Annotated in this window: 17 protein-coding genes; all 17 read right to left on the bottom strand. The window is 52.3% G+C overall.

Annotation, left to right across the window (positions count from 1 at the left end):
* Positions 1-28 precede the first annotated feature (28 nt).
* On the bottom strand, positions 29-1,114 hold the full coding sequence (locus KNP68_RS10265) for a BMP family lipoprotein (protein ID WP_021067172.1): 1,086 nt from the start codon (positions 1,112-1,114) through the stop codon (positions 29-31).
* Positions 1,115-1,242: 128 nt separating this feature from the next.
* On the bottom strand, positions 1,243-1,962 hold the full coding sequence (locus KNP68_RS10260) for a GntR family transcriptional regulator (protein ID WP_021067171.1): 720 nt from the start codon (positions 1,960-1,962) through the stop codon (positions 1,243-1,245).
* Between the two features lie 401 nt (positions 1,963-2,363).
* On the bottom strand, positions 2,364-4,541 hold the full coding sequence (locus KNP68_RS15310) for a DNA translocase FtsK (protein ID WP_029595677.1): 2,178 nt from the start codon (positions 4,539-4,541) through the stop codon (positions 2,364-2,366).
* A 62-nt stretch (positions 4,542-4,603) separates the two neighbouring features.
* Positions 4,604-6,271 (bottom strand): ribonuclease J, encoded by a 1,668-nt coding sequence (locus KNP68_RS10250; RefSeq protein ID WP_021067169.1) that lies wholly within the window; start codon positions 6,269-6,271, stop codon positions 4,604-4,606.
* 95 nt (positions 6,272-6,366) lie between these two features.
* Entirely contained in the window at positions 6,367-7,020 is a 654-nt protein-coding gene (locus tag KNP68_RS10245; protein ID WP_029595678.1) for a M15 family metallopeptidase, read from the bottom strand.
* On the bottom strand, positions 7,017-8,270 hold the full coding sequence (locus KNP68_RS10240) for a lipid II:glycine glycyltransferase FemX (protein WP_029595679.1): 1,254 nt from the start codon (positions 8,268-8,270) through the stop codon (positions 7,017-7,019). Before KNP68_RS10240 ends, KNP68_RS10245 begins: the two co-directional genes overlap by 4 nt.
* Positions 8,271-8,273: 3 nt before the next feature.
* Positions 8,274-9,734 (bottom strand): UDP-N-acetylmuramoyl-L-alanyl-D-glutamate--2,6-diaminopimelate ligase, encoded by a 1,461-nt coding sequence (locus KNP68_RS10235; RefSeq protein WP_029595680.1) that lies wholly within the window; start codon positions 9,732-9,734, stop codon positions 8,274-8,276.
* An 83-nt stretch (positions 9,735-9,817) separates the two neighbouring features.
* Positions 9,818-11,035, bottom strand: a complete 1,218-nt coding sequence (locus KNP68_RS10230) for a M16 family metallopeptidase (RefSeq protein WP_029595681.1) — start codon at positions 11,033-11,035, stop codon at positions 9,818-9,820.
* Between the two features lie 50 nt (positions 11,036-11,085).
* Positions 11,086-13,302, bottom strand: coding sequence for a polyribonucleotide nucleotidyltransferase (gene pnp, locus KNP68_RS10225; protein WP_021067164.1), 2,217 nt, complete (start codon positions 13,300-13,302; stop codon positions 11,086-11,088).
* A 132-nt stretch (positions 13,303-13,434) separates the two neighbouring features.
* Positions 13,435-13,704 carry a 30S ribosomal protein S15 gene (gene rpsO, locus KNP68_RS10220; RefSeq protein ID WP_015881433.1) on the bottom strand — a complete coding sequence of 90 codons (270 nt, stop codon included), beginning with the start codon at positions 13,702-13,704 and terminating at the stop codon, positions 13,435-13,437.
* A gap of 124 nt (positions 13,705-13,828) precedes the next feature.
* Complete coding sequence (locus KNP68_RS10215) at positions 13,829-14,755, bottom strand: bifunctional riboflavin kinase/FAD synthetase (protein WP_021067163.1); 927 nt, start codon at positions 14,753-14,755, stop codon at positions 13,829-13,831.
* 15 nt (positions 14,756-14,770) lie between these two features.
* Positions 14,771-15,679, bottom strand: coding sequence for a tRNA pseudouridine(55) synthase TruB (gene truB / locus KNP68_RS10210; protein ID WP_029595682.1), 909 nt, complete (start codon positions 15,677-15,679; stop codon positions 14,771-14,773).
* 48 nt (positions 15,680-15,727) lie between these two features.
* Positions 15,728-16,078 carry a 30S ribosome-binding factor RbfA gene (rbfA, locus tag KNP68_RS10205; RefSeq protein WP_021067161.1) on the bottom strand — a complete coding sequence of 117 codons (351 nt, stop codon included), beginning with the start codon at positions 16,076-16,078 and terminating at the stop codon, positions 15,728-15,730.
* An 18-nt stretch (positions 16,079-16,096) separates the two neighbouring features.
* Entirely contained in the window at positions 16,097-18,331 is a 2,235-nt protein-coding gene (gene infB / locus KNP68_RS10200; RefSeq protein WP_021067160.1) for a translation initiation factor IF-2, read from the bottom strand.
* 21 nt (positions 18,332-18,352) lie between these two features.
* The gene (locus tag KNP68_RS10195; protein ID WP_029595683.1) at positions 18,353-18,649 is read right to left on the bottom strand and encodes a YlxQ family RNA-binding protein; all 297 of its coding nucleotides are present in this window, start codon (positions 18,647-18,649) and stop codon (positions 18,353-18,355) included.
* Positions 18,646-18,924, bottom strand: a complete 279-nt coding sequence (rnpM, locus tag KNP68_RS10190) for an RNase P modulator RnpM (RefSeq protein WP_165569410.1) — start codon at positions 18,922-18,924, stop codon at positions 18,646-18,648. The genes KNP68_RS10195 and rnpM overlap by 4 nt, the downstream gene beginning before the upstream one ends.
* Complete coding sequence (nusA, locus tag KNP68_RS10185; RefSeq protein WP_029595684.1) at positions 18,921-20,087, bottom strand: transcription termination factor NusA; 1,167 nt, start codon at positions 20,085-20,087, stop codon at positions 18,921-18,923. The genes rnpM and nusA overlap by 4 nt, the downstream gene beginning before the upstream one ends.
* Positions 20,088-20,094 lie beyond the last annotated feature (7 nt).

The following is a 20,094-nucleotide window of genomic DNA, read 5'->3' as shown; positions in this document are numbered from 1 at the left end:
CCGCATGGGTCCCCCCTAACTCAATGAATTATTTTACTGTTTTCATGAACTCTTCGAACTCAGCGTCAGTCGCTGGAGCCGTGATGTCTCCGTCGATCAACTGTGTGCGGTACTCTTCAACTTTTGTGAGGACGTCAGCTGCAACGTTCTCATCAGATGTTTCAGCAATCCCTACTCCATCGTCTTTCAAAGAGAACTCAACGATTTCGCCTGCAGGGAATTTATCTTCCATTGCAAGTTTCGATACTTCGTAAGTAGCCGTGTCAACACGTTTGACCATTGAAGTAAGCGTTACGTTTTCTGGAAGACCCTCTTCGTATTGGTCACGGTCAACACCGATGACCCATACATCTTCGCCGTTCTTCTTACGGTTTTTCGCTTCTGTGAATACCCCTACCCCAGTACCGCCTGCTGCGTGATACACGATATCAGAACCTGCTCCGTACATACCTGAAGCGATTGCTGTACCTTTTTCAGCTGAGTTGAAGTCTTCAGCGTACTTCACGTCAATTGTTGCATCCGGGTTAACGGCCATGACGCCAGCTTTATAACCGTTCTCGAACTTCTTGATCAAGTCAGACTCAACGCCACCGACGAATCCAACTTTGTCAGTTTTCGTAGTGAGACCAGCGACAACACCGACGAGGAACGAACCTTCTTGCTCTTTGAACGTGATCGATGCGACGTTCGGTGCATCAACGACCATGTCGACGATTGCGAAGTTGTTGTCTGGGAACTGCTCAGCAACTTTTTGGATGTCTTCGCCCATCAAGAAGCCGATTCCGTAAATCAAGTTGAAATTATCGCGTGCCAATTGTTGCAAGTTAGGCTGATAATCCGCTTGTTTTGAAGATTGAAGATATTTGAAGCCTTCGTTCTCAGTCAAGCTGTTGTCTTTCCCGAACTTCGTAAGACCTTCCCAAGCTGATTGGTTGAACGATTTATCATCGACACCGCCAGTATCGGTTACCATTGCTACTTTGAAGTCGCTGCCTTCGCCGCCGCCTTCGCCGTTTGAAGCACCTTCATTGTCATCCCCGCCACATGCTGCGAGCACTGTTGAGAGTGTGAGACCTGCTGCTAAAGCTGAGAGAATCGTTTTTTTCTTGTTCATCGTCGTGTTTCCCCTTTCGGATCATAACAATTAAGGTTGTCATGTCATCAGTAGTCTTTACACCGGTATAAGAAAGCGCTTTCACGCTGTTCCCCAAAAATAACCGTTTCCGGATAAAACGAACGTGCTTAGACGCGTTTGCGAACGACGTGGAAGTCGAAGCGGTCCGCTCGGAAAAAGTTCGCCGAATCGAGCAGCGGTAAGTCGCTCTCATCGTAATGCAATTGCTTTAATGCCAGTAACGGTTGGTCCGTTTGAAGTTGCGTCGAGATTTCCGCGTTCACACTCGGTTCGATGTGCGTGATCGCATAAGCGACCCGACGTCCTACCTCTTGTTCGAGCGCATCAAACAACGACTTACCTTCCGTCAACGCTTTAGGATTCGAGACGAGGTGGGCCGGAATTTTATCGACACAGTATACAACTGGTGTCTCGTCTGCATAACGAATCCGCACGATCCGATAAATCGGCGAGTTCGGTTCGATTTTCAGACGCTCAGCTTCTCTCTCGGTCGCTAGAACCTTTTCGGCCACCAATACTTTCGTTCCTGGTGTCATCTTGGCGCGCATGATCATGTCCGTGACACTGAACAGTTCTTCAATCCCTGAAGTGAACGGGGGTTTTGAACTGATAAATGTTCCGACGCCATGTTTCCGCACGACAAATTTCTCGTCTTCGAGGATACGAAGGGCTTCCCGGAGTGTCGCTCGACTGACTCCTAGTTGCTTCGACAACTCGAACTCTGAAGGAAGTTTCTCTCCTTCACGATAGACACCATCGTCGATATCTTGCTTGATTTTCTCAATCACGCGAAGATAGAGCAAGCGATGATCGAGCTTGATCGACATGGGCCTCACCACCTTTACCTATTCTAACCAGTGCTCAGACATCTGACGTATGAATGTCCTTGCCAATACTAAGTATAGGGATTCGAGAATTAGAACGCAATACTTTTTGTTCGGAATCAGGGAAATATTTTAAAGTGAAGGGATTATGTATACCTCTTAGTCTATAATACCTGTTGTGAAGCCGTTTGAAAAGAAAACGTAAAATGTAAACGGTATTAAAAAATGAAAGCGGTTCAACGATTTTAGTAGTATGTCTTAATGTCTCGAATAGGTCAGATGTGCTATATTAGTTCGTCTCAACATGACGTCGACCTCGATCATCACGTTTGAACAGGATTATCTGAAATTATATAAAAAACGAACGATTAGGATTTTTTATACCTAATCGTTCGTTTTAATGTTTAACCCTCTGGTTGGTTAATGAGCACTTTCCGCGGCTTTGAGCCTTCTGACGGCCCGACATATCCAGCCAGTTCGAGCGAATCGATCAATCGGGCGGCTCGATTATAACCGATGCGGAATCTTCGTTGAATCATCGAAGTGGAAGTCGTCTCTTGCGTCAAGATGAATTGAACGACTTCTTCAAACAATGAATCGTCCGAGTCGATCGTCGTGACTTCCTCTTCTTTCGGCATCATCGCCTCGACATACTGGGCCCGTTGTTGGGCGATGACGTGATTGACGACCGTCTCGACTTCTTGATCCGAGACGAACGCACCTTGGACACGAATCGGTTTGTTCATCCCGTTGGCGAGCATGAGCATGTCACCCCGTCCGAGCAGCTTTTCCGCACCGCCGCCGTCAAGAATCGTCCGGGAATCCGTTTGCGACGAGACCGCGAACGCGATCCGTGACGGGATGTTCGCTTTGATGACACCGGTGATGACATCGACCGATGGACGCTGCGTGGCAAGTACCATATGAATGCCGGCTGCCCGAGCCATCTGGGCGAGACGCATAATCGCGTCCTCGACGTCGTTCGAGGCGACCATCATCAAGTCGGCGAGCTCATCGACGATGACGACGATGAACGGCAGACGCTTCGCGTCCTCGTCATCCGACTTATCGACGAGTTCGTTATAGCCTTCGATGTTCCGGACTCCGTAGCGGCTGAACAGCTCATAGCGCCGCTCCATCTCGGCGACGACTTGTTTGAGCGCTTGGGCCGCTTTCTTCGGATCCGTCACGACCGGCGTCAATAAGTGTGGGACACCGTTATAGACGTTCAACTCGACCATTTTCGGGTCAATCATCATGAGCCGGACCTCATCAGGACGCGTCCGCATCAAGAGCGACACGATCATTCCGTTGATGCAGACCGATTTCCCCGAACCAGTCGAACCGGCGACGAGCAAATGCGGCATCTTGTTCAAGGCGATCGTCACCGTCTCACCGCTGATGCTGCGGCCCAATGCGACGAGGAGCGGCGACTGTTCCCGCTTGACCGGATCGGCCTCGAGCACTTCACGGAGACAGACCGGGGCCACTTCCTGGTTCGGCACTTCAATCCCGATGGCTGCTTTGCCCGGGATCGGTGCCTCGATGCGGATATCTTTCGCCGCGAGCGCGAGGGCAAGATCGTCACTGAGCGAGGTGATGCGGCTCACTTTGACCCCGATATCCGGTTGCAGTTCATATTTCGTCACGGTGGGCCCGAGATGAATCTTCAATACTTTCACGCCGACGCCGAACGATTTGAGCGTTTGGACGAGTTTTGTCGCATTCGCTTTCAAGCGGGCGTTCTCGCCGGACAAATCGGTCACGACCGGTTCACTGAGAATGGTGAACGTCGGAAGCTCATACGTATCCGATACATCCTGTGACGCCGTCATCATCATATCCTCGGTCGGCAGGTCGGCCACTTCTTCCGACGGGGCCGACTCCTCCGTTTTCGGACGTTTCTCGGCGACGACTTTCTCGCTGAACCCGACGATTGGGATATCATGCATCGTCACCGCATCCGCCTCAGGCTCCGCTTCGGCAGGTGTCGATTCCACGACCTTCGCCGGGGCCGGGACAGCCTTCTGACGCTTCACAGGGGCCGGTTTGACCCGTTCCCGGTCGTGCCACTCTTGTTTGATGGCCGTGCCCGTCTCAAGCAGCCGCGAACCCATCGTCCGCCAAATCGTTGGCGACAACAGGGAAATCCCGACAATCATGCAGAGGGCGCCTAAAAAGACAATCCCGAAGTCAGAGAGCAAGTATTGATTGAGTCGATAGAGCGCCCCGTTGACCTCGCCTCGTTCGGCCCCCCATACCAAGTCCCCGAACATGAGAAACGACGTGAACAACAATAGAATCCCGGTCCGTTGCATCGGACGAAACTCATTTAAGAAGACGAGCAACGTGAACGCGATTGCCAAATACGTCAGTGCCCCCCAGCCCCCGAACAACGTCGTCGCGAGAAGCGACGTCTGATTGCCGACCCATCCGAAATCGAACAGGGAAAAGATGAAGGCCGTAATCGACAGGACGAAGGCGATCCAGCCATATGTACGCAGTGGGATGGGCTGTTTTTTCGCACGTCTCGTCGTCGGTCGCTTCCGCTTCACCGGAGTTTTTCTCGTTTTTTGTGCCACCTTAGATTCCTCCTAAAAAAACAAGGCAAAAGTCTGATGACTTTTGCCTTAATCTCAATTCTTTAAATCTCCATGATGATCGGCAAGATCATCGGACGACGTTTCGTCTGCTCGTACAAATAGACGCTGAGCCGTTCGCGGATATTTGATTTCAACTCGGTCCAATCACTTCCAGCTTGGAGACTCTTCTCAATCTGTTTCGTGACGATGCGGTTCGCTTCTGAAATCATCTCTTCCGATTCACGCATATAGACGAATCCACGCGAGATGAGTTCAGGTCCTGAAATCAATTTCTTCTGTTTCCGGTTCAACGTGACGACACAGAGAACGACACCGTCTTGCGACAAGAGACGACGGTCACGGAGCACGATATTCCCGACGTCCCCGACACCGATTCCATCGATTAAGACGTTTCCAGCCGGCACTTTGCGGCTCATCCGGGCTTTGCGGCCCGTGAACTCAACGACATCTCCTTTTTCAACGATGAAGATGTTGTTCGACTTCACACCGACTTGCTCGGCGAGTTTCGAGTGGGCCATCTGCATCCGGTACTCCCCGTGAATCGGGAGGAAGTACTTCGGTTTGACGAGGTTCAACATGAGCTTGAGCTCTTCGGCCGAACCGTGTCCAGAAACGTGTACTTTGCGTTGGTTATAAATGACGTTGGCGCCTGAGCGGAAGAGCAGGTCAATCGTCTTCGAGACGGACTTCTCGTTCCCCGGAATCGGCGTCGCCGCGATGACGACCGTATCGTTCAGGCGGATGTTCACTTGTTTATGGGCGTTGCGCGCCATGCGCGTCAAGGCCGCCATCGGCTCACCTTGCGAACCAGTCGTCAAGATGACGACTTTGTTGTCAGGCAAGCGATTCACTTGTGAAAGCTCGACGAGTGTCTTCGGCTTGAAGCGCAAGTAGTTCAGCTTCTGGGCCACTTCGACGATATTGACCATGCTGCGGCCGACGACGGCCACTTTACGGTCGTTCGCTTCGGCTGCCGCGAACACTTGTTGCAGACGGTGCACGTTCGAGGCGAATGACGCGACGATGACGCGGCCTTCGGCTTGATAGATGACGTCGTTCAACTCGGCGCCGACGAGCGATTCCGAACCGGTTTGACCCGGACGTTCCGCGTTCGTCGAATCCGACAAGAGGCAAAGGACGCCCCGTTGGCCAATGGCCGCCAACTTGTTGAAGTCTGACTGTTTCCCATCGACCGGTGTGTAGTCAAACTTGAAGTCGCCCGTGTGAACGATGGCGCCTTGTGACGTTTGGATACAGACCCCGACACAATCCGGGATCGAGTGGTTGACGCGGAAGAAAGTGATGAAATGATCAGCGATAGTCAATTTCGTTTTGGCGTCAATCAATCGGAGGTCGACTTCTTTCAATAAGCCAGCCTCTTTCAATTTGAGCTCGATTAAACCGAGCGTCAATTTCGTCCCATATACGGGAACGTGTTTCAAATCACGGAGTACGTAGCTGAGTCCACCGATATGGTCTTCGTGACCGTGTGTGATGAAAATCGCGCGTACCCGATCTTTATTTTCTTTCAAATACGTAATGTCCGGGATGACGATATCAATCCCGAGCATCTCATCGCCTGGGAACATAAGGCCGGCATCGATGACGAAGATGTCGTCGTCTAGTTCCACGACGTACATGTTCTTCCCGATTTCGCCTACGCCTCCAAGCGCAAAGACGCTAACGTTCTCTGTCTTCTTCTTTGACACTAACAAAAACCTCCTAGATGTTGCATATTCTGTTTCGTCCACTTATCGCTACTGAATATTGTATCGGAAAACTGCTGATATGCCAACATTTCCGTTCAATCGACGAGAGGTTTCATCACATCGGCAAGCGGCATTGTCGCTTTGTCATCCGGACGTTTCCCGGAAGCGAGCTGACGAATCGACAAACCGAAGTCCATTTGTAAGTGTGGGTAATCCGGAAAACTTCTCCAATCCCCGCCCCATTCGAAGCCGAGCGCCTTGCCGAGCTCCCCTAGTTCTTGCCAATCCGGTTCATCCGACCGATTGTGGTCCGACTCCAAATCATAGTCGGCGCGGTTGTTGTGAATGATGACGAAGTCGACGGCAAGGCCATAGTTATGGTAGCTCTCACCTGCTTTGGCGTTCGTCACGACTTGACCTGGTTTCGAGCGACCTTGGGCGTACAGGGCGTTCTGCTCATCGGCTGAACGGTATCCTGACGTCAGGCGAACCTCGAGACCGAGGCACGAATAGGCTAGCCGCACGAACGATTCACTCCGCTCCCGTACGTGCGGATGCAGTTTGGCGAACGCCTTCTCGCTACGCTCGACGATGACCGCTTCCGAGCGCGAGTTGCGCTCACACATCCCCGACTCGAACGTCGGTTCATCGACCCATGGCATCGGCCCCGGACGTGACAACGTATACGCTAAAAAGATTCCGACTAAAAAAGCCGTCATCGCGAACGTCAAGACGCCGGTCCATTTCATCGGCGCAACCGTTTACGGAGTCCTTTGACGAGCGGTAATCCTGTTTCAAGGGCGAAATAGAGCGGACGATTCAAGACGAGATCGAACTCGCCAACCTTCTCGATCATATCGCTACCCCAACCTGATTTGAACGCATACAGACCCGCATACTCATCATCGGCGTCGGTTCTGCCCGATACGCCACCGAAATCATAGCGTTCGGCCCCGCTCGCCTTGGCCGCTTGCATCATCGTCCATTGCATGAGGTGGTTCGGCATGAAGTCACGGAACTCGTTCGAAGACGCACCGTACAAGTAATACGAGCGTCGGCCGGCTAACGTCAACAGACCGCCCGATAAGACGAGCCCGTTCGGGTACTTGTCGTGCAACTCGTTCAGTTCCGGCAACGCAGCTTTAATCTTTTCAATCTGTTCGCCCGTCTGCTTTTGACGGTTCAACAGACTTGTCCGTTTCTTCTCGACCGTCTCCGTCTCGAGGGAACGTTCAATCTTGCCGAGGTCACGTTCGGCTTTTTCGAGCGTGGCCATCTGTTGGTCGAGCGCGAGCTTCGGTTCGAGTTTCGTCAAGAACAGACGCGCGTCCCCTGGCTGCAGGCAATCGTATAAGTTCTCGAAGTAATCAAGGCCGCGGATGGCAAAGCCGTCCCGCTCGCCTGTCACTTTCATCAACTCCGCGAACGTCTGGAGACCATCGCGACCGACTTCCGTGCAGACGATTCCTTTTCGTTCTGCTAAACGCACGTTATAGCGGAATTTATGATGGAACTTGCCAAAAATCTCTTTCTCGCTCGGACGCAAGTCCGTCTCCATCGTGAACCGAGGCTGGGCGTAATCGAACCCGCCGCCGTATCCTTTATGGTTAAAACCGAGGCTAGCCATTTCCGTCAACAGGCCTGGCACTTCGTCTCGGTCGATATTTGGATCGATTTTCACGGTGATCGCTTTATTCGCTTTGGCGACCCGTTTCGCTTCTTCGGTCAACGCGGTCAACGAAGCCACATCGTCATAGTCGACGACGAAACCGCGCGGCGCGTAGCAAAGCGTGAACGGAAGTTTAGGTACGCGTTTGAACAAGAGTAACGCGACCCCGCTCGTCACACCATTGGTCGCGACGGCGATCCGCTCGGCGAACCAGCCGTTTTGTCGTTTGACGTTGGCCCAACTTGAGAGTTGAAGCAAATCCCCACGGTCATGTGTTTTGACGAACTCGTCATGCTCTTTTTCTGTCAAGGTGATCGGTTGTACTGCCATAAATCATGATTCCTCCGTCTTCAAAATTGTCGCTCGGACGATCGCTTCTTCATCTAGCGGAATTTTCTCATTGCCAATGATTTGATATTTCTCATGTCCTTTGCCGGCCAGGACGACGATGTTATCGGACTCGGCCAATTTGGCCGCGTAGCGGACCGCCTCTTCGCGGTCCCCGATCTCAACGAAATTGTCGTGGGTCATCCCGGCAGCGATGCCGCTCGTGATTGAGTCGTAGGCTTCAAAGCGTGGATCGTCCGTCGTGATGACGACCGTTCCCGCATACTTCGAGGCCATCTCTCCCATCGTCGGTCGCTTCGTAACGTCACGATTTCCGCCTGTCCCGATTAAGAATACAATCTTCTCTTTCGGCACGCCGACGAGCGACTTCAAGCATTGCTCGATGCCGTCGGGCGTGTGGGCGTAATCCGCATAGACGTTATAGCCCGGCACATCGAGGCGTTGCATCCGCCCTTTGGCCGGATGGATCGCTTCGAGCGCCTGGACGATTTCGGGCAAGCGATAGCCTGCCGCGAGCAGGCAACCTGTCGCGAGCAAGATGTTATACACGTTGAAGCGGCCGATGAATTGAACCGTCAACGGATGGCGTTCGCCTTGATAGTTGAGGCAAAAGCTCGTCTCTGACAGCGTCTGAACGATATCTGATGCCGTCACGTCTGCCATCGCGTCAATCGCATAAGTAATTACTCGCGCCCCTGTCATCGTCTCATACAGCTTGCTGTACGGGTCGTCTGCGTTCAGTACGGCGACCTTGTGACGTGACGCCATCTGTCCGAGCTGTGCGAACAGTAGGCCTTTCGCTCGCGCATAGTTCTCGAACGTACCGTGGAAATCGAGATGGTCGTGCGTCAAGTTCGTGAATCCGACGATATCAAAGTCCGTCCCGATGACACGGCCGAGTTCGAGTCCGTGCGATGACACTTCCATCATCACATCGGTCACGCCTTCTGCGTGCATCCGGGCGAGCAACTGTTGTAGCTCCGAGCTTTGCGGTGTCGTATTTTTACTTGGGACGATCGTATCGTTAATGCGGACCTCGACCGTGCCGATCAATCCGGTGCTATGACCGAGCTCGGTGAGGACGTCGCGCAAAATCGTCGTTGTCGTCGTCTTGCCGTTCGTCCCCGTGATCCCGAACAGACGCATCTGTTCAGACGGATACTGATAGAACGCCGACGCTAAGAGGCCGACCGATCGTGTGCTGTCGCGCACGATTAAGTTCGGTACGCTTAACGAGAGCGGACGCTCGCTGACGACGGCTACGGCCCCTTTGCTGACCGCCAATTCGGCATAGTCATGGCCGTCGACCGTATAGCCTTTGATGGCGACGAACAGCGTCCCAGGGACGACTTCTCTCGAGTCGGTCGTCACATGGGTCACTGGGATGGCTTGTAAGTTTGGTTGATTAATCAATTGAATGTGTTTAGCTAAATCCGTTAAGTTCAAGTCTTTCCCTTCTTTCACCTGTTCCTGTCCAAAGTAAAGAATACCTCTTAATCAGTGTAGAGAACTTACAATTCGGTTTCAAGTCAGTCTTCGGACGGAAGGACATAAGATTTGGCAGGGGCGTGGCTGAGCACCTCTCTGATTAAGGCGTTGACACCATGCACATCGATGCGATCGATTTTATCGAGCACCTCGTTCAAGTCCTCGACATCGTCGAGCAGGACGAGGTTTCGACCGTTTCGGTTCATGCGGGCACTCGTACTCTCATTCCCGAGGACGAGCGAGCCTTTCAATTGGCGCTTGCCTTTCTCGACTTCCTCGTCGGACAATCCGTCCGCGATCAATGTCTCGAGTTCGCGCGTCATAATCGTCTCGACTTGGGCGAGCGTATCCGGAGATGTCCCGATATAGATGGTGAACGTCCCGTGGTCATCGAACGTCGTGTAGTACGAGTAAATCGAGTATGCCAGCCCCTCTTCTTCTCGAATCGACTGGAAAAGACGTGATGACATCGTGGCCCCGATGGCATTGTTCATCAAGGCCAAATGCGGCAGACGGTCATCTTTGGCGGCAATCGCCTCAAAGTTCCAACAGAGGTGTGCTTGCTCTGTCTCTTTCTGTTTTTTCATCACGTCACTGTATAAAATCGGAGTCGTCGATTCTTTCGGAGATTCCCCTGATGGGAGGTCGGCAAACCTTGTCTTGACCGCCTCAATCAATTCATCGGTCACATGCCCCGCGATTGAAACGACGACACGATTGCCCGTGTACGTCGAAGCGACGTAACGGAGCAGTTGGTCCCGCGATAGGCTGAGGACGCTCGCTTCCGTCCCGAGAATCGGTTCGGCAAGGATGTCGTCCTTATAGACGGCTTTCGCGAGCAGCTCGTGGACGAGGTCTTCCGGTGTGTCCTCATACATTTTAATCTCTTCTAAGACGACCCGCTTCTCTTTCTCGAGCTCCGTCTCATCAAATAACGAATCGAACAGCATGTCGGCGAGCGCATCGAACGCGATGACCGCGTGCTCGTCAAGCGTCTTCACGTAATAGCACGTATGATCTTTCGACGTGAACGCGTTGACGCTACCCCCGAGCTCATCGAAGAACGACGCGATTTCTTTTGCCGTTCGCGTCTTCGTCCCTTTAAATAACATATGTTCAATCAAATGGCTGATGCCAATCTCGGTCATGTCTTCGGTCCGAGTTCCGGCTTTGATAAAGACACCGGTCGACGTGCTACGGACATCCGCCATCGGCTCAATCACGATGCGGACTCCGTTGTCTAATGTGATCCATTCCATGTTATCACTCCTATGAAAAAGGCCATCGCACCAGACGATGGCCATCATGATTAGTTTGTCGAGCGTGGCGGACGACGGTCTCCGTCACGACGCGGCGGACGGCTGTCACGTGGTGGACGGCTTTCGCGCTGCGCTTTACGTTTTGCTTCGTATGCTTCACGTTCTTCCGGTGATAATCCTTCAAGGATGAGCACTTTGTGTGAGGCATTGACTCGGCCTTTGTCGTCAATCTCCGTCACACGGACTTTGATTGTATCGCCGAGTTTAACGACGTCTTCGACGTTCGCGACACGCTCTAAGCTGAACTCAGAGACGTGGACGAGCGCGTCTTTCCCTTTGAACAATTCGACGAACGCGCCGAACTTCTCGATGCGGCGGACCGTTGCATCGAACTCTTCGCCGACGACGACTTCACGGACGATGTCGCCGATGAGGGCCATCGCCATATCGATGCCATCTTGATCGGTCGACGCGATGAAGACCGTTCCGTCTTGCTCGATATCGATTTTGACGCCCGTTTGGTCGATGATGCTGTTAATCATCTTCCCGCCCGGTCCAATCACATCGCGGATCTTATCCGGATTGATCGTCATCGTCACGATTTTCGGTGCATACTTCGACAACTGCGGACGCGGTGCGTCGAGCGTCTCAAGCATATGATTCAAGATGTGGAGACGGCCTGAACGTGCTTGTTCGAGTGCCTCTTCCAAAATCTCACGCGTGATTCCGGCGATTTTGATATCCATTTGGAGCGCCGTGATCCCGTCTTTCGTTCCAGCGACTTTGAAGTCCATGTCACCGAGGTGATCTTCGAGTCCTTGGATGTCCGTGAGAACCGTGTAATGTTCGCCTTCCATGATGAGACCCATTGCAATCCCGGCAACCGGTGCCTTGATTGGAACCCCTGCATCCATGAGAGCGAGTGTCGAGCCACAGATTGACGCCTGTGAACTTGAACCGTTCGACTCGAGTACTTCCGAGACGAGACGAATCGTGTACGGGAAGTCGGCTTCTTTCGGGATGACCGGAAGCAACGCACGTTCTCCGAGAGCACCGTGACCGATTTCACGACGACCTGGCGCACGCACCGGACGAGCTTCTCCGACCGAGAACGGCGGGAAGTTGTAATGGTGCATGAAGCGCTTGTTCTCTTCGAGACCGATGCCGTCGATGATTTGAGCATCTCCGATGACGCCGAGTGTCGCTACCGACATGACTTGTGTTTGTCCACGTGTGAACAACCCAACGCCATGGGCGCGTGGCAATAAGCCCGTTTCCGACGCAAGTGGACGGATGACTTCCGGGCGACGACCGTCCGGACGAACTTTATCGACCGTGATGAGACGGCGAACTTCATCTTTGACAAATTTATTCAAGATGCCAGACACTTCTTTCAACTTGGCCGGCTCGTCGACAAGGCGCTCTTCGTAGATGGCGACGTACTTGGCAATCACTTCGTTGATTGCTGCATCACGCGCATGCTTCTCTTCGACTTGAACCGCAGCGTTGATTTCTGGACGAGCTGCTTCGAGCTCAGCCGTCAAGGCGTCATCAAATTTCGACACCGTGTATTCGAACTTCGGTTTCCCGACAGCTTCGACGATTTCCGTTTGGAAAGCGACCAATTTCTTGATTTCTTCATGACCGAACAAGATTGACTCGAGCATGACGTCTTCCGGTACTTCGTTGGCGCCTGCTTCAACCATGTTGATTGCAGTTGCCGTTCCGGCGACTTGGAGTTCGAGGTCTGTCTGTTCGAGCTGAGCCGTCGTCGGGTTGACGACGAACTCACCGTTGACGCGTCCGACTGTCGCACCGGCGATCGGGCCATCAAACGGGATGTCTGAAATCGAGAGTGCGATTGACGTTCCGAGCATACCGGCCATCTCAGCTGGGCAGTCCGGGTCGTTCGACATGACGTAAATCATCACTTGGATATCATGACGGAAGCCATCCGGGAAAAGCGGACGGATCGGACGGTCGATGAGGCGCGATGTCAAAATCGCGTTCTCCCCAGGACGACCTTCCCGACGGAGGAAACCTCCTGGAATTTTACCGACCGAGTATAATTTTTCTTCATAGTTGACCGTGAGCGGGAAGAAATCTAAATCCTTCGGCGCTTTCGATGCTGTGACCGTGGCGAGCACGACCGTGTCCCCATAACGGACGAGTGCCGAGCCGTTTGCTTGTTTCGCAAGTTGCCCGACTTCTACAGACAGCGGACGCCCGCCCCATTCTGTAGAAAATACTTGTTTCGTACCTAACATGAACATTCTCCTCTCAAACCTTATCTAGTTTATTATGTAACTCATTCATATGAATGTCTAATGATTTTCCTCCTAAAAAAGAAGAAACGGACTAGGAACAAGTGTCCCAGCCCGTCACATGGTCCGTTCGGATTAACGACGGAGACCAAGGCGTTGAATCAATTCACGGTAACGTGTAACGTCCTTGTTACGAAGGTACGTAAGCAAGTTACGGCGACGTCCAACCATTTTCAAAAGACCGCGACGTGAGTGGTGGTCTTTCTTGTGTGTACGAAGATGATCGTTTAAAGTGTTGATTTGTTCAGTCAATACTGCAACTTGAACTTCCGGTGAACCAGTGTCACCTTGTTTTGTCGCGTATTCCGCGATGATTTCGTTCTTACGTTCTTTTGAGAGTGCCATTGCCTCTCCACCTCCATTTAATAGAAAATTGCCGCGTTGCCGAGCCGACGTTGGTGAATCGATCAGCCAAGCGAAGCGGTGTACTTTGCGTACCAAAATAGGATACCGTACCACCCATCCAAAGTCAAGACAGGATTGCCCGAGCGGCCGTCTCATCTTGCTTGAGTTGGGCGATGAGCGAGTCGAGTCCGTCGAACGCCCGCTCGTCCCGTAAATAGTGCATCCATTCGATTTCGATCAATTGTCCGTATAAATCTTCCGAGAAGTCGAACAAGTGGCTCTCGATTGAGACGTCACCGGTCGCATAGAACGTCGGCCGCCGACCGACGTTCGTCATCGCGTCGAACGTCCGACCGTCCTGAAGCCGTACACGCGTCGCGTAGACGCCTAGACGCGGCATGACATACGATGCGTCCATGACGACGTTCGCCGTCGGGTAGCCGATCGTCCGGCCTCGGGCGTCACCGTGGATGACTTCCCCGCAGATAACGTACGGCGTACCGAGCAATTCGCTCGCCACATCGACATCACCGGCACCGAGCAACTGACGAATCCGCGTCGACGACACTTTTTCGCCGCCGCTCGTCTGTTCGGCGACGACCGAGGTCGTGAAGCGACCGCGCGCATGATACGGCAGCGTCTCCATCGTCCCCTCGCCGAATTTACCGTACGAGTAGTCAAAACCTGCCGTCACATGGACCGCACCGGCACCAATCAAATAGTCATCCACGAACTGTTGTGGCGACAGGCTCGCCAACTCTTTCGTGAACGTGATGACGATGCACCGTTCGACACCGAGTGCGGCAATCCGGTTCAATTTCCGCTGGAGCGGTGTGATGTAACGGACCGCATCCGGTTTGTTCGATAACACTTGTTTCGGGTGCGGGTCGAACGTGATGACGGTCACGGGCACGTCAAGCTGTTTTGCTTGCGCCTGCGCATGCCGAATCACGGCCTGATGTCCGGTGTGGACGCCGTCAAAAAATCCGAGCACCATGACCGAAGGGACCAGGTCTGGTGTCTCAGGATACGTCAGATGGATTGTTTCCATACTTCAATCTCCCCTTTAGTCGATAGTCAACATGACCTCGACAGTTGCGTCTGTTGTTCCGTCAAGCCGTCGATAGAGGGCAAGTGGAATTCCTTCTTCATTATAGACAGTAAACAGTTCAAATTCGAGCGAGACGTCGTTCAAACGACCTCCGTTTCGAATATACCGTTCTCGATTGGCTGGAATCGTCATGGCCGGCCAACGTTTGATGACCTCTTCGAGCGGGATGAGGTGGTTCATTCGTTCCTCGACCGTTTCGAGGTCGGCCAGTTGCTGCAACGTGACGGCGGCCGTTTCCTCAAACGAACCAGACCGGGTCCGCCGTAAGTCGCTCATATGGGCCGGATAGCCGAGCTGCTCCCCGATTTGAACGGCGAGCGTCCGGATGAACGTCCCTTTGCCACACTCGACGTCGACACGGAAACGGCAGACACCGTCTTCGATGACCGGCTCATTCGTCCGGACGAGGCGATGAATCTCGACGATGCGGCGCGGTCGGTCCACCGTCTGACCTTTTCGGGCGTATTCGTACAATTTCTTACCGTTCACTTTGACAGCAGAGAAGTAAGGCGGGATTTGCTCGATTTTTCCTGTCAGCTTCTCAAGGACACGATCGATGTCCGCAGCGGTGAACACCTCGGGACCGACTTCACGCGTCTCGACGACCTCGCCATGGGCGTCCTCCGTCATCGTCGCTGTTCCGATTGTAATCTCGGCGGCGTACCGTTTGCCTTCATCGGTCAGAAAACGAGACAGCTTTGTCGCCCGTCCGAGGCAAATCGGTAGGACACCGGTCACTTCCGGGTCCAGCGTGCCGGTATGTCCGACTTTTTTCGTTTGGAACAATTTACGGAGCTTGAACACACAGTCGTGGCTCGTCATGCCGCTGTCTTTATCTAAAATCAATACGCCAGTTGGTTCCATCTGAATTCCTCCCATCAAAAAAGGGGAGACGCGAGTCCCCCCTTCAATTTATTGGTCGTTCCGATTTAAGTCACGAATCAATGAATCGATATGGCTACCATATGCGACCGATGAATCGTATTCGAACGACAATTCTGGCGTTTTCCGAAGACGGATGCGGCTCCCGATCTCGCGGCGAATAAATGCGCTCGCCTTATCAAGACCAGCTTGCGTTTCAGCCTTCACCGTGGCGTCGTCTCCGAGCACCGTGTAGTAGGCTGTCGCTTGCTGCAAGTCTCCCGTCACATCAACGCTCGTGATTGTAGCGTTCTTCGTACGTGGGTCGTTGACTTCACGGAGCAAGATATCTGTAATCTCTTTACGCATCTGCTCTGCGACGCGTTGGGCACGAATGTTCATACGTGTTCCCTCCTCGCTTTATTTACGTTCGACTTCTTTCATGATGAACGCTTCAATAACGTCCTCCACTTTGATGTCGTCGAACTTCTCTACTTTAATCCCACACTCGTAACCTGTCGCGACTTCTTTGACGTCGTCTTTGAAACGGCGAAGCGTATCGAGTTTTCCTTCGTACACAACAATCCCGTTACGGATGATGCGGACGCCGGCGTCGCGTGAGATTTTACCTTCTGTGACGTAACAGCCGGCAATCGTACCGACTTTCGAGACTTTAAAGACGTCACGGACTTCAACTTGTCCTGTGATTTCTTCAACGAACTCAGGGTCGAGCATCCCTTTCATCGCGCTTTCGATTTCATCGATTGCGTTATAGATGATGCGGTGCAGACGCATTTCAACATGCTCTTGCTCGGCCATCGACCGGGCGTTACCATCTGGGCGAACGTTGAATCCGATGATGATCGCATTTGCCGCCGAAGCGAGAATGACGTCACCTTCTGTGATTGCACCGACACCTTGGTGGACGATGTTGATTTTAACGCCTGCGACGTCGATTTTACGGAGTGAACCAGCGAGTGCTTCAGCCGAACCTTGAACGTCTGCTTTGATGATGACGTTCAAATCTTTGACTTCGCCTTCTTGAATGCGGCTGAACAAGTCATCAAGACTAACTTTAGCCGATTCGCGACGCTGTGATTCGAGGTAACGTTGGTAACGTTTTTCTCCGATTGCACGTGCTTTCTTCTCATCTTCAAACACGATGAACTGGTCACCCGCTTGTGGGACATCGTTCAATCCTGTAATTTCGATTGGCGTCGATGGACCGACTTCTTTCACACGACGACCGATATCGTTGACCATGGCCCGGACGCGTCCGAACGTGCTACCGACGACGATTGAGTCACCGATCCGGAGTGTCCCGTGTTGAACGAGAAGCGTGGCGACAGGACCGCGGCCTTTGTCGAGCTTCGCTTCGATGACCGAACCGCGAGCTGGCATTTTAGGCGTCGACTTGTACTCTTCGACTTCAGAAACGAGCAAGATCATCTCGAGCAACTCATCGATTCCTTCGTCTTTCAAAGCTGAGATCGGTACGAAAATCGTTTCGCCGCCCCACTCTTCCGGTACAAGACCGAACTCTGTCAATTCTTGTTTGACGCGGTCAGGGTTTGCGCCTTCTTTATCCATTTTGTTCACAGCGACGATAATCGGCACGTTTGCCGCTTTCGCATGTGAGATGGCTTCTTCTGTCTGTGGCATGACGCCGTCATCCGCTGCGACAACGATAATCGCGATATCCGTCACTTCGGCTCCACGAGCACGCATCGTCGTAAAGGCGGCGTGACCTGGTGTATCGAGGAACGTGATCTTTTTATCGTTGACTTCAACTTGATAAGCACCGATGTGCTGCGTGATTCCGCCGGCTTCACCAGCAACGACTTTCGTGTTGCGGATCGAGTCAAGGAGTGTTGTCTTACCGTGGTCGACGTGACCCATGATTGTGACGACAGCTGGACGCTCAACAAGCTCATACTCAGAGAAGTCGATTTCTACTTCTTCAAAGTCCGTCTCATCGATGAGTACTTCTTTCTCAACTTCATAACCGAATTCAGTTGCAAGCAACTCAATCGTCTCGTCATCAAGTGTTTGGTTGATTGTCGCCATGACACCAAGACCCATCAACTTCATGATGATCTCGTTTGGCTTTTTATCCATCTTCGCAGCGAGGTCCGATACGCTGAGTACATCATCGTACTTGATGACGTTGCCCATTTCAGACTCTTGCGCTAAACGAGCTGCTTTACGCTGACTCGTTTTCGAATTTGGATCCGCTTCTAATGGCACGGCTGCTTTTGCAGGCTTGCCTTTGAATTTACCACCGCGCTTTTTGTTGCGGTTGTCATTGCGGTTGTTGCCGAAACGGTTGCCACCACGGTTGCCCGCTTGGTTGCTTTGACCGCCAGACGCTTGTGGGCGTGCTTTCGGTGCTTCTTGCTTGGCAGCAGGTTTCGCGTCAGCCGGTTTTGACTCGGCAGACTTCGTTTCAGCTGGTTTCGTTGCAGCTGGCTTTTCTTGCTTGTCAGCCGAACGGTATTTCTCAGGATTGAAGACACGGTCGAGTTGCTTGACCGACTCCTCATCTAAGACAGCCATGTGGTTTTTTACTGGCTTGTTCATTTTCTCGAGCTGAGTAATGACTTGTTTACTTGTTACATTCTGTTCTTTTGCAAATTCATAGACGCGTTTTCCCAAAGCATCCACCTCCGTTAATAGTTAAGAGAGAAGTTGCTTAAGCTTGTTCGCAAATCCGGATTCTGTCACAGACACGACGACTCGCATGTCTTTACCTAAAGCAGCCCCGATTGTATATCGGTCGCTCACTTCAATCAATGGAACACCATACGATGTACACTTGTCGGTAACCCGTTTTCTCGTAGACGCTCCTGCATCTCCGGCAAGGATGACAAGCTTGGCTCGGCCAGTTCGTACATCCTTCAACACAAACTCTTCTCCCATCGTTACTTTCCTCGCACGTGCGGCAAGGCCTAACAATGATTCCCACTGACTCATGATTCGGCTCCTGTGACAGCTTGAAGCAGCTGCTCATAAAGCGCGTCACTCGTCTTGACTTTTAAATGATGATCGAGTGTCCGTTTTTTCTCTGCTAAACGAATCACATCCGCATCTTTCGACAAATACGCTCCACGTCCGTTCAATTTACCGGACGTATCGATGACGACGTCACCTTCCGGCGTCCGAACGACACGAATCAACGCTTGTTTCGGTAACATTTCTTGCGTGACCACACATTTGCGCAAAGGAAGTTTCTTTTGCTTCATGGTCATTCCTCTTCTTTCACCGTTGTCGGCTCGAGGGCGACGTCAACCGAGTCAGTCTGTTCCACTTCATTGTGAACAATTTCTGGCTCCGGTTCAACTTTTTCGGCGTACGTATCATACAAGTCCATGCTTTCTGCATCGGTCTCGCTCTTAATATCGATTTTCCATCCCGTCAACTTAGCGGCAAGACGGGCGTTTTGACCGCGTTTCCCGATGGCGAGTGACAATTGATAGTCTGGCACAACGACCGTCGTCGATTTATTCGGTTCATTGACGTACACGTCAACGACTTGAGCCGGGCTGAGTGCGTTTTTCACGAACTCTTTCGGGTCGTTCGACCAACGTACGATATCGATTTTCTCACCGTTGAGCTCATCGACGATTGTTTGGACACGTTGCCCTTTCGGACCGACACAAGCGCCGACTGGATCGACGATGTCTGAATGAACAGCAATCTTCGAGCGATCACCCGCTTCGCGTGAGACCGACATGACGTCGACCGTTCCGCTCGCGATTTCTGGCACTTCGAGCTCGAACAGACGACGCAACAGACCTGGATGCGTCCGCGAGACTTGAATGGCTGCGCCAGACCCTTTCGTCGTCGAATCGACTTTTGTGACATACACCTTGATGCGGTCATGAATCTGGTACGATTCATTTGGCATCTGCTCGTTCGGTGTGAGCACCGCTTCGATATTGTTTTCAAGACCGATATACAAGTTGCGTGGGTCGAACCGTTCCACAATCCCCGTCATGATCTCGTCTTCTTTATCGACGAAGTGGTTATAGATGCGCTCGCGCTCGGCTTCCCGCATCTTTTGCGTGACGACTTGTTTGGCTGTCATCGCTGCGACGCGACCGAAGTCGCTCGGTGTGACTTCTTCTTTATGGAAGTCCCCTAACTCATAGTTCGGGTCAATCTCATGCGCTTCTTCGAGCGACAATTGTTGCTCGGGATGCGAGAGACGTTCAACGACTTCGAGAAGTGCGAAGACACGAATATCACCGGTCACTTGGTCGAATTCAACTTTTACGTTTTCATTCGGGTTGGCGACGTTTCGGCGGTATGCCGAAATGAGCGCCTGCTCAAGTGCATCGATGATAATCTCCTTCTCGATTCCTTTTTCGTTAGCAATCTGTTCGATTGTTGTGAGTAATTGTGGCCCCATCTTTACC

The organism is Exiguobacterium sp. s50 (genome assembly GCF_018618175.1).
In the GTDB taxonomy this organism is placed as follows: Bacteria; Bacillota; Bacilli; order Exiguobacteriales; family Exiguobacteriaceae; genus Exiguobacterium; species Exiguobacterium chiriqhucha.
This window is presented reverse-complemented; position numbering and strand designations above follow the sequence as displayed.

Excerpts from the sequence above, each read along its gene's own strand:
- KNP68_RS10265 (WP_021067172.1), bottom strand. The coding sequence starts at position 1,114 with ATGAACAAGAAAAAAACGATTCTCTCAGCTTTAGCAGCAGGTCTCACA.
- KNP68_RS10260 (WP_021067171.1), bottom strand. The coding sequence starts at position 1,962 with ATGTCGATCAAGCTCGATCATCGCTTGCTCTATCTTCGCGTGATTGAG.
- KNP68_RS10245 (WP_029595678.1), bottom strand. The coding sequence starts at position 7,020 with ATGAAATGGACCGGCGTCTTGACGTTCGCGATGACGGCTTTTTTAGTC.
- KNP68_RS10240 (WP_029595679.1), bottom strand. The coding sequence starts at position 8,270 with ATGGCAGTACAACCGATCACCTTGACAGAAAAAGAGCATGACGAGTTC.
- KNP68_RS10230 (WP_029595681.1), bottom strand. The coding sequence starts at position 11,035 with ATGGAATGGATCACATTAGACAACGGAGTCCGCATCGTGATTGAGCCG.
- pnp (WP_021067164.1), bottom strand. The coding sequence starts at position 13,302 with ATGTTAGGTACGAAACAAGTATTTTCTACAGAATGGGGCGGGCGTCCG.
- rpsO (WP_015881433.1), bottom strand. The coding sequence starts at position 13,704 with ATGGCACTCTCAAAAGAACGTAAGAACGAAATCATCGCGGAATACGCG.
- KNP68_RS10215 (WP_021067163.1), bottom strand. The coding sequence starts at position 14,755 with ATGGAAACAATCCATCTGACGTATCCTGAGACACCAGACCTGGTCCCT.
- truB (WP_029595682.1), bottom strand. The coding sequence starts at position 15,679 with ATGGAACCAACTGGCGTATTGATTTTAGATAAAGACAGCGGCATGACG.
- rbfA (WP_021067161.1), bottom strand. The coding sequence starts at position 16,078 with ATGAACATTCGTGCCCAACGCGTCGCAGAGCAGATGCGTAAAGAGATT.
- KNP68_RS10195 (WP_029595683.1), bottom strand. The coding sequence starts at position 18,649 with ATGAGTCAGTGGGAATCATTGTTAGGCCTTGCCGCACGTGCGAGGAAA.
- rnpM (WP_165569410.1), bottom strand. The coding sequence starts at position 18,924 with ATGACCATGAAGCAAAAGAAACTTCCTTTGCGCAAATGTGTGGTCACG.
- nusA (WP_029595684.1), bottom strand. The coding sequence starts at position 20,087 with ATGGGGCCACAATTACTCACAACAATCGAACAGATTGCTAACGAAAAA.